11 protein-coding genes are annotated in these 12,018 nt (G+C 49.1%); 8 read left to right on the top strand and 3 right to left on the bottom strand.

Annotation, left to right across the window (positions count from 1 at the left end):
• Nucleotides 1-925, bottom strand: a 925-nt coding sequence (locus J7439_RS12140; RefSeq protein WP_209202060.1) for a hypothetical protein, incomplete at its 3' end; no start/stop codon positions are given.
• A gap of 1,430 nt (nt 926-2,355) precedes the next feature.
• Here J7439_RS12140 and J7439_RS12135 point away from each other — a divergent pair.
• Nucleotides 2,356-2,634 carry a hypothetical protein gene (locus tag J7439_RS12135; RefSeq protein WP_209202059.1) on the top strand — a complete coding sequence of 93 codons (279 nt, stop codon included), beginning with the start codon at nt 2,356-2,358 and terminating at the stop codon, nt 2,632-2,634.
• Complete coding sequence (locus J7439_RS12130) at nt 2,631-2,918, top strand: hypothetical protein (RefSeq protein WP_209202058.1); 288 nt, start codon at nt 2,631-2,633, stop codon at nt 2,916-2,918. Before J7439_RS12135 ends, J7439_RS12130 begins: the two co-directional genes overlap by 4 nt.
• A 428-nt stretch (nt 2,919-3,346) precedes the next feature.
• Here J7439_RS12130 and dcuC read toward each other — a convergent pair whose 3' ends face one another.
• The gene (dcuC, locus tag J7439_RS12125; protein WP_209202057.1) at nt 3,347-4,720 is read right to left on the bottom strand and encodes a C4-dicarboxylate transporter DcuC; all 1,374 of its coding nucleotides are present in this window, start codon (nt 4,718-4,720) and stop codon (nt 3,347-3,349) included.
• A gap of 308 nt (nt 4,721-5,028) precedes the next feature.
• Here dcuC and J7439_RS12120 point away from each other — a divergent pair, with 308 nt between their 5' ends.
• The 3 genes from J7439_RS12120 to J7439_RS12110 all read left to right on the top strand — a co-directional run bounded on the left by J7439_RS12120 (nt 5,029) and on the right by J7439_RS12110 (nt 7,418).
• Nucleotides 5,029-6,492 (top strand): RNA polymerase factor sigma-54, encoded by a 1,464-nt coding sequence (locus tag J7439_RS12120; protein WP_209202056.1) that lies wholly within the window; start codon nt 5,029-5,031, stop codon nt 6,490-6,492.
• 137 nt (nt 6,493-6,629) lie between these two features.
• A complete protein-coding gene (gene hpf / locus J7439_RS12115; protein WP_101748939.1) occupies nt 6,630-6,944 on the top strand; it encodes a ribosome hibernation-promoting factor, HPF/YfiA family in 315 nt (104 codons plus the stop codon).
• A 27-nt stretch (nt 6,945-6,971) separates the two neighbouring features.
• The gene (locus tag J7439_RS12110) at nt 6,972-7,418 is read left to right on the top strand and encodes a PTS sugar transporter subunit IIA (protein WP_209202055.1); all 447 of its coding nucleotides are present in this window, start codon (nt 6,972-6,974) and stop codon (nt 7,416-7,418) included.
• Nucleotides 7,419-7,552: 134 nt separating this feature from the next.
• Here the strand turns inward: J7439_RS12110 and J7439_RS12105 are convergent, their stop codons facing one another.
• A complete protein-coding gene (locus tag J7439_RS12105) occupies nt 7,553-8,959 on the bottom strand; it encodes a hypothetical protein (RefSeq protein WP_209202054.1) in 1,407 nt (468 codons plus the stop codon).
• A gap of 411 nt (nt 8,960-9,370) precedes the next feature.
• Between J7439_RS12105 and rapZ the strand changes: the two genes are divergently transcribed.
• The 3 genes from rapZ to mgtE all read left to right on the top strand — a co-directional run bounded on the left by rapZ (nt 9,371) and on the right by mgtE (nt 11,978).
• The gene (gene rapZ, locus J7439_RS12100; protein ID WP_209202053.1) at nt 9,371-10,228 is read left to right on the top strand and encodes an RNase adapter RapZ; all 858 of its coding nucleotides are present in this window, start codon (nt 9,371-9,373) and stop codon (nt 10,226-10,228) included.
• On the top strand, nt 10,228-10,497 hold the full coding sequence (locus J7439_RS12095; protein ID WP_209202052.1) for an HPr family phosphocarrier protein: 270 nt from the start codon (nt 10,228-10,230) through the stop codon (nt 10,495-10,497). Before rapZ ends, J7439_RS12095 begins: the two co-directional genes overlap by 1 nt.
• 122 nt (nt 10,498-10,619) lie before the next feature.
• Nucleotides 10,620-11,978 (top strand): magnesium transporter, encoded by a 1,359-nt coding sequence (gene mgtE, locus J7439_RS12090; protein ID WP_209202063.1) that lies wholly within the window; start codon nt 10,620-10,622, stop codon nt 11,976-11,978.
• Nucleotides 11,979-12,018: the final 40 nt, after the last annotated feature.

Below are 12,018 nucleotides of genomic sequence, written 5' to 3'. Positions count from 1 at the left end.
CGGCATATGCTGATTCACCCTTGGTTTTGACCTTGCTGTTCACAGCCATGGTTTTGTCAACCGTTCCGTAAACCCGCCCCCCCCCGATGCCGGCGTCTGCATAGTCACCCGAGTTGACAATATGAACATCTTTCGCCCGGATATTACTGACTGTGCCAGTATCACCAACAACACAGGCTGCTAACCCGGCCGGCTTCGCGGATTTTTCTATATTGGCACTAGTAAACTGAAGGTCACTGATGTTGCCTTTCAGAGTGTCAACAAAACAGTCAGACAGGCCGCTGATGGTATAGCACTGCCCATCGTACTCCCCGGTGAATGGATGGGTATCATCGCCAATGGATTGATAGTCTTTAGTGACAACAATATCCGCTGTCTGTTGATAGGTATCGTCCAGTCGATAGTCGGGATGTCGACCAATCTTGCCCAGCTCTTCTGCATTATTAATCAGTTTCGAATTCGCATACTGAAAAGAGCTGGCCAGAGTGCCAAGGGCAAGTAGCCCTTTGGCTCCCTGACTACCTTGATAGCGAGCCATGGATGGCTGTTGAAGGGGTACGTCTTTCGAGCCGGGTTCTTTTTCCTGAGCCTCTTTCCGGATTTTTGATGTCTGTGGTAATTCCGGTTTTGCATCCGGCCCGGGCAAACCGCTCCCGGACCAGGCATTGGCCATATCTTTCACTATGAAAAGGATGGAACTCGACGGCAGGATAGTTGCTGTGGCCAGTCGCACAAGATCTTCCACTGCTTTGCGGGAATTGAAACCGAGACAAGGATCTTCCGTTGGAATTAATGATTTCGCAAATGCTTTAGAAACAGCAACGCCATGGCCGAGCCAGGAATGTTCGTTGCCATTCCCTGAACATTGGGAAGCGCTGTCGCAAATTGGTTGCTGAGTGGGTTGCTGAATGGGTTGCTGAATCATAAACAGGGCTCTTGATGTTGTATTGCATAACAGTACATTAGAACTGTGCACAAAAAATTACCGTGCACTCTCTTATTCGAACATGCGGTTTCGTAAAAGTTCACGATTCATTTTTTTTATTTAAGGGTACGTGTTGCAGTCGTCGTGTTATTTTTATAAATGAATGGTGGTATATATTTGAATGATTGTAAGACCAATGGACATTAGCGAAAAAAGCTTTTAATCACTCTATCTTATTTCTGACAGTGATAATTATATTTTCTAATTCGTCTATGTAGTGACGTAAAATGTTCAAGACTATGTTTTTTTCTTTAATGGTAGAAAAAGTCACATCGTCGTTGATACCTTAGCCAGGTTCTTTCATTTTGCACCACCGGAAACCAGCCCCATCAACCGCCCAAAAAATCAAGCAACTAAGAAAATCAGGGTCAGGTCTTTAATTATGAAGAAAATCATGAAAAGAAAATCAGGGTCAGGTCTTTAATTATGAATGACAGCTGTTGTTTATACTAATAAGAAAAGATATTTGGAGAGTAGACCGGCGGAACTTCCCCGCCAGCCCCTCGCAGAACGGTACGTGAACCTCTCGATTCATACCGCTCCCATCGGGTAAGTCAATTCCATAATCATGAATCAATTTGATAGGAAGCTTGCAACCTTGCAGGGCAACGTACCACATTGATCCCATATGAAAGTAACTCTGTTTTCACCAAGAATTCCTCCGGTCTAACAGGTTGCTGGCTACACCTTAAAACAGGCATCCAGACAAGATCCCAATAATTCCGTTGATCCTTATTGAAAACCACCCGACGCTGCCCCTTTGCTCCACCTCCATTACAGAGGCTTCGTCACTACTACGAGCAGCTCCGCCCCAGTACATGGCATCGGTACTCAATCCCTTATGGTTTTAGCCACTTGGGAGTCTCCCTTAGCATCCACGCGACTGGTTCCCGCAGTTCCATAGAAGAGCCCAGTACAGATTCATGCCACCTATACGCCGGACACCACCTGCACAGCATTCGGAATTCACTTGCAGATTTATCCCGGGAGATTGTGCGGCCCCCGGTTTTGATGTCAGAAGAGTCTCTTACGACGCCTCAACAGTGGTTCGGGTTTACTCATCTCTCTGTACCACACATGCCAGGTCGAGCCTGACTTTTCCTCATCGCTCACGACAAAAATCAGAAAAATCAGGGTCAAAAAATCAGAAAATCAGGGTCAGGTCTTTCATTGTGTAAATAGTTCTTCTTATCAGAAAAATCAGAAAATCAGGGTCAGGTCTTGATTCTTGACGTTGCATAATTTTGCTCTACTTTTTGCTCTGTGTTTATTGCCTGGGCGGTATTTAGGACACGGTTGATGATGTATTGAGTACGGGACTATTTGATAATATTTGATGACAAAGTGCACACAATCACTATACTGGCCCTATGAAAAGCTTTAACTGGGACGCCAAGAAGAACCAGCAGCTGATTGATCAGCGCGGTAAATCCTTTGAAGAAATTATCTTTCATATTCAAAACGGCGACCTTCTGGATGATATTGCCCATCCTAACGTTGTTGACTACCCGCACCAGCGGGTGTTTGTTGTTAACGTGATGGGCTATGCCTGGCTGGTGCCCTACGTCGAAAGTGAAAAGGAGGTCTTCCTGAAGACCCTGATACCGAGCCGAAAGTTTACCCGAGATTATCTGGAGGGTGATTCATGACCAAAAAAAATACGTTGGATCAAGAGGAACAGTCACTACTTGATGCTCTGGAAGCAGGTGACTATCAGTCCACGTTGACCCCGAAACGCAAAGCAGAGCTGGAGAGTGTTGCTGCAGAGACTTTTAAAAAGGATAAGCGCATCAACATCCGTATCTCCCACCGTGATTTACTGGCCATCCAGTCCCGGGCTCTGCGTGAAGGCATCCCTTATCAGACATTGGTTTCCAGTATTATTCATAAGTATCTTTCTGGTTCTTTGGTGGAGGTGAAGCCAGACTCTTGACAACCTCCCACCACTAAACCTCAAGCGATTACAGTAAAAGAGAAAAGGGTACCCATAAATTTGTCATTGATGATTGAATTTGTGGGTAAGGATAGGGTTCAGATCTTGATTCTTGAATTAAGTCAAGGACAATTTTTAAGAACACAGAGAAAGAAAAGAAAAAGACACCCACTTTTTATCTACCAAGTCACTGCGGCTTTTGAGACAACCCAGTGCGGAAAAGCGTTGATACCCATGCTGCACTGAGCGGGATGTTCGGGTATTAGGGCTTTCCTGAACTAGAGCAACGCAGGATCAGTTGCCGAGAGTTACTGATCACTTAGTCAGAAAGTATGATTTCATTTGGTTAACTACTTATATTCTGATCTGGAAGTGGAAACGTTGTTCTTTCTATTAAAAAACGCCCCCGCCAGGCGGGGGAGAAAAAATCACACAAACAAAATCAGATGCAGCGCCATACCCACCACAAACGCACCAATCATCGGCACCGAGGTTCTTCTCACCACTTCAAACGGTGAGATTTTGGCAATACCGGCACAGGCAATAATGACCGCCGAGATGGGGGACATGGAACGCCCCATGGAAGCAGCAAAGTTCATGGGCAGCAGCATGGCCACCGCAGGCACACCAAAGCTTTTGGCAACCTCTGGTGCCAGGGTGGCAAAGGACAGGAAGGCCGCATTGCCAGAGCCCATCATAATGGCCGCAACGGCAATCAGCGTGGCCATAAACAGCGTCATACCGGCAGCTCCGATACCCAGCCCCTGGGCAGAACCGAGCAGGGAGTCAATGGCACCAATATGTTTTAACCCTGTGGCAAAAATTTCAGCACCGATAATCAGGCCGACCACCGGACCAAAAACAGCACCCATGCCATTGAGGAATTGATCAAAGCCATCAAGGGACTGTTGCATTTTCCGGGTACGGATCACTTCACAGAACATGCCGGCAAATACGCTGATCAGCATGGCCATGACCAGGTTCATTTTGATGGACGACACCATCATTTTGGAAAAGATCAACAACAGGAAGAAAGGAATCATGGGCAGCAGCGCATAGAATGCCGGGGCCGGGTCTTTCTTGTCACCGTCTGTGTGTTCGATGCCTTCACCCACATGCTCGGCAACCATATAGCCATCTTTCAGGTCGCACCGACGCTGCCAGACAAAGTGCAGGGCCGCTGCCACCAGCGCCATGGGGACGGTGATCCAGGCCTGATAATCCAGGAAGTATTCAGTAATTTCCAGTCCGGACTGGCTGGCGGCAAAGTTGGCATTCACCTGGGTAACACCGATTTCAAACGCCGCCGGAGAAGCGATCACAGCAACCGCTGAAGCCGGGCTTAAACCGATATTTCTCAGCACCGGATACAACGTCACCATCAACAGCAGGCCAAGACCCGTTGCCGAGGTGACGAACATTTGCAGCACAACACTGAGCAGGTAACACAGCGCCAGTACCATATAAGGTGAGCGAAAACGGCTGATGGGCTTAACGGCCAGTCGAACCAGCGCTTCTGAGGCACCAATATGGGACATGTAGCTGGCAAAACCACCACAGGCCATGATGGTCAGACCTAGGCTGGCCATGCGGAAGCTGAATACCGAGTTCATCAGTTGAAACAGGTCAAAGGGGGTAAAACCGGTGGCCTTGGCCTCTGGCAGAATATCTTTTATCCCCATCAACGCGGCGGCACTTAGCAGTACAATACCGGCAATAGCCAGTGAGGCCGATGCACTGTAGTTCTTCACGATGGCGTATATAACCAGTGCAACCACGGGTATGACGATGAGTATATCCACAGGGAATCCTGAAAATGGCTAAATTTCGCGCAGGTTATTTCTTGCACTATTGGTTGTAAATGACCAATGTCAAATAATGATCGGGTAGTTTTTTTTAGCCGTTCTGACAGTCGTTATGACCGAACCTTAACGGCGGAAAGCGCTTATAACCCACACAAAAACACACGTAATTTCATCGTATTCAATCTTTGCACATTTTTTGCTAAAGCTATGGTTTCAGAAACGTCTATGGGTTTATAATCAGCCGCACATGGAGAGTAAGCCTCTGCAGCCTCCCCGGACAACGAAGTAAAGGTATACGGTTGCCTATGAAGCCTTCCTTACAGCTCAAGATGGGCCAGCAGTTGACCATGACGCCGCAGCTGCAACAGGCCATCCGGCTGCTACAGCTATCGACCCTGGATCTTCAGCAGGAGATTCAGGAGGCCCTGGAGTCCAACCCCATGCTGGAGTCCGAGGATAGCCAGACAGAGGACACCGCCGCCAGCAGTGAAGGACAGGAAGAACTCGTTGATCTGAGCGAAGCAGCCTCAGAACCTGAGCCTCAGGAGATGGCGGAATGGTCAGACAGCATTCCCAATGAACTGCCCGTGGATTCCGCCTGGGACGACGTGTATTCCAGCCTGCCCGCCAGCAGCGGTGATGATGATTATGACCCCCTGGCCAGGTCCTCCGCCGTGGAGTCACTTCAGGATCACCTGGAATGGCAACTGGATATGGTACCCATGAGCGACCGGGACCGGCTGATTGGTCTGGCGATCATCGAAGCGGTTAATCCGGATGGTTATTTAACCTGCACGCTGGATGACCTGTTTGTCTCTCTTCAATCCCAACTGGACGATCTGGAGATTGAAGAGATCCATGTGCTGCAACACCGGGTGCAACAATTCGATCCGGTGGGTTGTGGCAGTGTTGACCTTAAAGAATGTCTGTTGGTTCAGCTTCGTCAGCTGCCGCCCTCAACACCCCATTTCAACAATGCGGAAAAACTGCTCACCCGTTACCTTGAGCCCCTTGGCACCCGTGATTATGCCCGCATCATGCGTCATGCCAAACTGAAAGAAGACCAGCTGCGAGAAGCCCTCAGCCTGATTCAGAGCTTCCACCCAAAACCCGGCAGCACCATTGATCAGACGGAAGCCGAATATGTGGTTCCGGATATATCCGTCCGGAAAATAAAAGAGCGCTGGACGGTGGAACTGAACTCCGACGCCCTGCCCAAACTGCGCATTAACAATAATTATGCGTCGATGGTTAAGAGAGCCAATAACAGCCGCGACAATGTGTTCATGAAGAACCATCTGCAGGAAGCCCGCTGGTTTTTGAAAAACCTGCAAAGCCGCAATGAAACATTGATGAAAGTGGCGAGTCAGATTATTGCCTATCAGCAGGAGTTTCTGGAAAAAGGGGATGAAGCCATGAAACCCCTGGTGCTGGCGGATATTGCCGAGGCGGTGGGTATGCATGAGTCGACGATATCCCGGGTAACTACTCAGAAGTACATGCATACCCCCCGGGGTGTTTACGAGCTGAAGTACTTTTTTTCCAGCCATGTCAGCACTACGGAAGGGGGGGAGTGTTCCTCCACGGCCATTCGGGCCCATATCCGCAAACTCATCGCTGAAGAGACACCGCGCAAACCCCTCAGTGACAATAAAATTGCGGCTATTCTGGGGGATCAGGGCATCAAGGTCGCCCGACGCACCATTGCCAAATACCGTGAGTCCATGAATATTCCGCCATCCAATGAGCGTAAGCAGTTAGTGCGTTGATACACCGTTCAAAAAGCAGTTTTTTTTGTCTCAGGGCATTCCAAGCTGCACCGACAGTGATAGAATCGAATTCAGCCAGTACGAAAAATCCCGCGGACTGGTGATTATCTGGATAATGGGATTCAGGAGAGCGTTACATGCAAGTCAACATCAGTGGGCATCATGTCGAGGTAACAGAAGCTCTGCACGACTATGTGATCAAAAGACTGGAGCGTCTTGGTTCACATTTTGACCATATCACCAATGTACAGGTGACCCTGAGCGTCGAAAAGCTGGTGCAGAAAGCAGAAGCCGTTTTGCATACCCGCGGGGCCGAGATTAATGCCACCGCCGAGCACGAAGACATGTACGCAGCCATTGACCTGCTCTCGGACAAGTTGGATCGGCAGCTGGTTAAGCGAAAAGAGAAAGCCCTGGACAGGCAACAGGGTGCCAGTGGCCATGCCCTTTGATTTATCAGGTTGCCATTCTTATTCAGCATGATTATTCATCGCATCCTAACCCCCGAGCGCACCCTTGATGGGGTGCACGGGGCCAGCAAAAAGAAAATCCTGGAATTTATCGCTGAACGCATCAGCAACGAAGCCCCCGAAATCAATGCCAAAGAACTGTTTGAAGCACTGGTTGCCCGGGAGCGCCTTGGCACCACCGGACTGGGTGATGGCGTGGCTATTCCCCACTGTCGCTGTAAAGCCTGCCCGGAGCCTATCGGTCTTTTTATACGACTGGCGGAACCGGTTGATTTTGATGCGGTGGACCGTGAGCCCGTTGATCTGGTATTCGCGTTGATCGTCCCAGAAGGCGAAAACCAGGAACATCTTGAAATTTTAAGGGCACTGGCCGGGCGATTCCATTCTGCCCTGACCCTTCAGAAAATACGTTCGGCTACCAATACGACAATGCTCTATCGTACGATGAGTGAATAAAGTGACAAAAAAAGGCCATCATAGGTAATGATGGCCTGAAAGGTTTACTTATCACAATGCTCTTATCTTTTGTTGTTAACACACTTCTTTGAGTCCCAGACAAAATGCATTGCTGCTTACAGGGGTTTCCCCAATTACAGTTGAGCCCTGTTTATTTTATCAAGCTCACGAATTGCTGCATACCTGTCGGCCTTTGGGTCTTTTTTAGTGACTACGGGCAAAACAGTTGATGGAACAATCGGGGTTTCGAACTCAGGATTTTGAGAATCCTGTCGCTTATGACCTTCTAACATTTTGATGTCCTTAGCCTCTTTAGCCTTCTTCGCTTCAGGAGACGCTTGTTCTCGTGTAAAGTAGTAGCTCAACCCGGCTCTGCCATAGTTTGGCATAGCGCTTTCGGCTCTATTATAAAATTTAACTCTTTTTCGTCTGTCAACACGGGCTTTTAATTTGCCGGCTTCAACGTCAGCTCGTTTCTTTTCAATTTCAGCAATGTTCTCCAGGGCTTTTTTATCTCTTTCTTCAGCAAAGATGGTGCTCGCACGGTGAAGCCCGGAAAGATCGTATCCATTCTGCCCGGAACAAGGCGAACTCTCTGTGGTACGTGGTGTAATCGGTGCAACAATACCTCGTAAGCGTTGTACAACCTTAAGATCCACAAGCATCTTAGCCCTGTCAGGCTGCATGGCCAGCTTTCTGGCTTTATCCACATCAATTTTAGATTCAGGTACGCTTTTGACTAAATTAAGATCCTCAAGCATTTTAGCCCTGTCAGGCTGCCTGGCCAGCTCTCTGGCTTTAACAATATCAATTTTAGATTCAAGCACTCTTATGACTGAATCAGCAACAGCTTTAGGCTCACGCTTGCTTTTGTCAACTTCAGCCACCACTTCAGATTCATCTTTGCTTTTGACGGTATCAGCAGTCGTTTCAGATTTATCCTTACCTTTGATTGCATCAACAATAAATTTCAGGCCAGTATACTTGTAAACAGCCTTGACAACTTTAATTGCCCGGTGCTTCAGTTTTTTGAAGAAGCCACAGGAACTGTCTTCAGAGCTTTCCGTATTTGTCTGGGGAACAGGTTCCAAAGCCGGTGTGCCGTCCTGCATGACATCAGCCTCGGGCCTGGTGTCACTTTCTTGAACGACGCTTTCTTCAGGGCTTTCCAGTTTTGTCTGGACAATAGGATCGATAGCCGGTTTGATATCCTGCATAGCATCAGCCTTACGCTGAAGGTAAGCCATATGGCTTTTGGCCAGTTTATCGTCGGCTTTATTCCGACCGCCAATAACAACATCTATTCTTTTTGGCTGACCATCTTCAAACTTTCTTTCCAGTGGCCTTACCATGCGGTTATAGAACCTGCCAAAATCCTCAGGTACCCGATCTTTCTCACGCGGACCCGGAACTGGAACTGGTTGAGAAGTTTTTTCAGCTAATGGATGTTCAGTCGTTTCAACTAATTTATTTTTAGCAGTTTCAACTAATGGTTGATAAGTAATTGCGGGTAATACTGGTTTAGTCAGTGGTGCGTCCATGACGTTACTCCTTTAACAAGATAGGATTGTTTCATACAATTAAGAGCGATTATTTAATTAACCTCTCTCACTGATCTCCTTGTGATTTAAACTCTAGGATTATTCTCCCATTAAATGAATGACAGCATTGTCAGAAGCGCTAACAGAGTTTCCCGCACTCATTAGAATCAGGAAAAACCAATAGCCTGACCTATATCCCGTACCCTGGTAGAATCCCGCAACCAGGCGCTGTCAGCCATAAAACACCTTTTGATTAACAGGATTTCCAGCAACTCCGGCTATCTTTGCCATCGGTTTGCTTTTTCCATCTCAGGTCAACGGTATCCGGTAGGCTTCTTGATCAAAAGTTGCTTTAATAGAGGAAGGGTCAGCTTTCAATACCTATACGCTCAGAAGCATAAAGGAACAGCTATGAAACTTATCATCATCAGCGGGCGCTCCGGTTCTGGAAAAAGTTCAGCTCTGCACACCCTTGAGGATGAGGGTTTTTATTGTGTCGACAATCTTCCGGCCAGTATGCTGAACCAATTGCCGGATACCCTGAAAGGCCATCATTCAACGCCCCCCAGGATGGCCGTCAGCATTGATATCAGAAACCTGCCCGGAACTCTGGATAACTTTCCTGATCTGCTGAAGTCCCTTCGGAACAAAGGCATCCATTGTCAGGTACTGTACCTGGACACCGACAGCGAAAAGCTGGTCAGCCGTTACAGCGCCACACGCAGAAAGCACCCGCTCAGTAATGACCAGACGTCGCTCAGAGAAGCCATCGCGTTAGAAAAAAAGCTGCTGAGGCCGGTGCTGATTGAGGCAGACCTGAAAATCGACACCACATCGCTCTCTGTTCATCAGATGCGGGACATGATCAAACAGGAGTTCTGCGCTGATCAGAAAAGCGGTGTGACGGTTCTTTTTCAATCGTTTGGCTTTAAAAACGGCATTCCTTCAGATGCCGACTTTATCTTCGATGTGCGCTGCCTGCCCAACCCTTTCTGGGACGAATCCCTGAGAAAATACACAGGCCTGGAGCAGCCGGTTATCGACTTTCTGAAGGATGATCCCCTGGTGATCGAAATGGTGGATGATATCAGTGCCTTTATCGAAAAATGGCTCCCGCGCTTTGAGTCAGCCCAGCGCAGTTATATGACGATTGCCATCGGTTGCACTGGAGGGCAGCACCGCTCAGTCTATATTGGTAAAACACTGGGCACCCTGTTTACCAGTAAACTGGATCGGGTTCAGGTTAGACACAGAGAGCTTCACGAATAATGATTACCTATCGAAAAAAAATCATTAACAAACTGGGCTTGCACGCCCGGGCGGCATCCAAGTTTGTTTCCACGTCATCGGCGTTTGCCAGTGAGATCGAAATCGGATTCAATGGGCGCAAGGTGGATGGCAAGAGTATCATGGCGGTTATGATGCTGGCGGCAGGACAGGGTTCGGAGCTTGAGCTCCATTGTGATGGCCATGATGAAGAGGCCGCCTGCCTTGCCCTGTGCGAGCTGATTGATGACCGCTTTGGTGAAGAAGAATAACAGACTCCCCCCGGGGAGTAGCCACTGCAATTACCATAGAGATCATCTTTCATTTTTCCTGACCATCCGGCCTTTACCGGATGCGCAGAAACTATTCAGCCAGATCATTCAGGCAGACAATAATGGCGCAGCAACTGCAATTGAGCATCGGCGAAGCCGAGCTGAAAAAACTTAATGATGCTCTTGAACACGGTGTCTCTGCAGAATTGCGCACCATGTTGAACACCTTGCCCCCTGCTGATACCGCGCATTTGCTGGAGTCCTCCCCACCGAAGTTACGCAGCCTGTTATGGCGGTTGATTGACCGTGAACAGGAAGGCGATGTGCTACAGGAACTGAGCGAAGACGTTCGCCAGTTCTTCCTTGACCAGATGAACATTGCCGAACTGAAAGCCATTACTCAAGGTCAGGATGTTGACGACATTGCCGACCTGCTGCAGCAGCTGCCTGATACCATCACCCGGCAGGTGCTGGACTCCATGAACAGTCAGGACCGGCAGCGGGTTGAGGCTGTTCTGGCCTATCCGGAGGATTCCGCCGGTGGCTTGATGAACACCGACACCATTACGGTGCGCCCCAATAACACCGTTGATGTTGTGCTTCGTTACCTGCGCCGTCATGAAGGCATTCCGGATAGCACAGACAGCCTATTGGTGGTCAATCGCCGGGATGAATACATCGGCCGCCTGCCCCTGACCTTATTGCTGACAACCGAACCGGGCGCTACCGTCAGGCAGGTGATGTTAACCGATCTGGACCCGATTCCGGCAGATATGCAGGATACCCAGGTAGCCCAGCTGTTCGAACGGCAGGATCTGCTCTCCGCCCCGGTGGTGAACGACAGTGGCAAACTGCTTGGACGGATCACCATCGATGATGTAGTAGACGTGATCCGGGAAGAGGCCGAACACTCCATGATGAGCATGGCCGGTCTGGATGATGATGAAGATACCTTCGCCCCGCCCCTGCGAACTGCACGACGCCGGGCGGTCTGGCTGGGCTTCAACCTGATTACTGCCTTTATTGCCGCTTCGGTAATTGGTCTGTTTCAGGAAACCATCGATAAAGTGGTGGCCCTGGCGGTACTGATGCCGATTGTTGCGGGAATGGGGGGTAATGCCGGCAGTCAGGCCCTGACCCTGGTGATCCGGGGTATGGCGCTGGGGCAAATCAGTACGACCAACCTCCGCTGGCTGCTGAGCCGGGAGCTGGTTGCCGGTTTTCTCAACGGGTTGTTGTGGGCCACCCTGGTGGCCACCATCGCCTGGTTCTGGTTTGATGACCCGATTATTTCCCTGGTGATCGCCTGCGCCATGGTGATCAACCTGAGTGTTGCCGTGGTCACCGGTGCGATGCTGCCGGTTTTACTGAAATCATTAAATATTGACCCAGCCCTTGCTGGCAGTATTATCCTGACCACGATTTCCGATGTGGTGGGGTTCCTCTCATTCCTTGGGCTGGCCACTGTTTTCTATGGGTAGCGCTTTGAACCACAAAGGCACAAAGACACAAAGAAGAGCA

Origin of the sequence: Salinisphaera sp. G21_0, from assembly GCF_017744115.1 — a bacterium.
In the GTDB taxonomy this organism is placed as follows: Bacteria; Pseudomonadota; Gammaproteobacteria; order Pseudomonadales; family Endozoicomonadaceae; genus Endozoicomonas.
This window is presented reverse-complemented; position numbering and strand designations above follow the sequence as displayed.